Source organism: Vibrio sp. 1159, from assembly GCF_033340395.1.
In the GTDB taxonomy this organism is placed as follows: Bacteria; Pseudomonadota; Gammaproteobacteria; order Enterobacterales; family Vibrionaceae; genus Vibrio; species Vibrio alginolyticus.
The window spans coordinates 1-1,060 of the sequence record NZ_JAWOWL010000181.1 but is presented as its reverse complement, the minus strand read 5'-3'; the positions used below and the strand labels follow the sequence as shown (position 1 = coordinate 1,060).

Genomic DNA, 1,060 nt, shown 5'->3' with positions numbered 1-1,060 from the left:
CGCGTTTAGACTCCATCTTCACAGTAGTATCAATTCTCTTTACATCGGTCCCAAATTCCCTGCGGCTGCAGTTTCCCATCTTTGGTTGTTTTGGGTTGATGCGACGCCTATTGTATTGAACGTAGTCCGCGAAGTACGATTTCAAAAATTCAGTCGTCCCCGTAGACTGCTTATCCATTGGAAAGGAGGCCGTTTGACGATAATGATCCGCCAATAACACCATCAGCTTTTCGTATTGATAACCATCTTGTTCAAACAACGAGATTTTTTGCTCATCAAGTGATTTCAGCCATTGGCGAATGCTGTTGGCAGCGTCGTAAAACTGACTGTCCATGTTCGCTACTTCTGGGCATGATTTATCATCACATTGGGACAAATCAACATTGAAGTTTTGAGTTTCGAAACGGGATAACAACGCTTGTTGCGTGATGACAGAATCTGGCACAAAGTTCATCAGTGATGAAGGTGCCCAATCGACCAAACCTAACTTACGCCAATAGTTGTCCCCCACGTAGTCAACATGGAATTTTGCCAAAATGTCTCGGCCAAGATCGGTCAGCCCACCGTCCCAATGCAGATATAGAACCGGAATTTTAGCTTGCTCGGCATAAGCCAGCGCATCTATTACCTGTTGGTTGGTATCTCCTGACAGCAAATGTTGTGACAGAATCAACAGGTTTGGCTTATCGGCTTTCAAGCAGCTAAGTAATTTTGAACCGTCGCACAGGTTAGCTTCATTAAATGTCAGGTCTGGTGAAATATTGTTATTTAACCAACTGCGCGTCGCTTGCTCATCAGGAAAGTAATAAGACTGATCCATTTGCGCGATGACGACGTTTGAAGTAGCTCCACCTGACAACCAAGTAACGAGGTTTTTTAACCATTGAGTCATTGCCGCATTAGAAGAATCAGGAAAACGTTGTGCGGTTCGAAATGGGTTACTGCCTAAAACAGCATAACGCTGGCCATTAGTTTGCTCACCAGCAATACCAATCGACAACGCTTGGTCTTTGTAGCCACTCGCCATCGCTTTATTGGTCATCAGTATGGTGTCGTTGAA

The 1,060-nt window shown here is 44.5% G+C and carries 1 protein-coding gene; it reads right to left on the bottom strand.

Annotation, left to right across the window (positions count from 1 at the left end):
- Nucleotides 1-1,060, bottom strand: a 1,060-nt coding sequence (locus R7127_RS26855) for an ImpA family metalloprotease (protein ID WP_318148757.1), incomplete at both ends; no start/stop codon positions are given.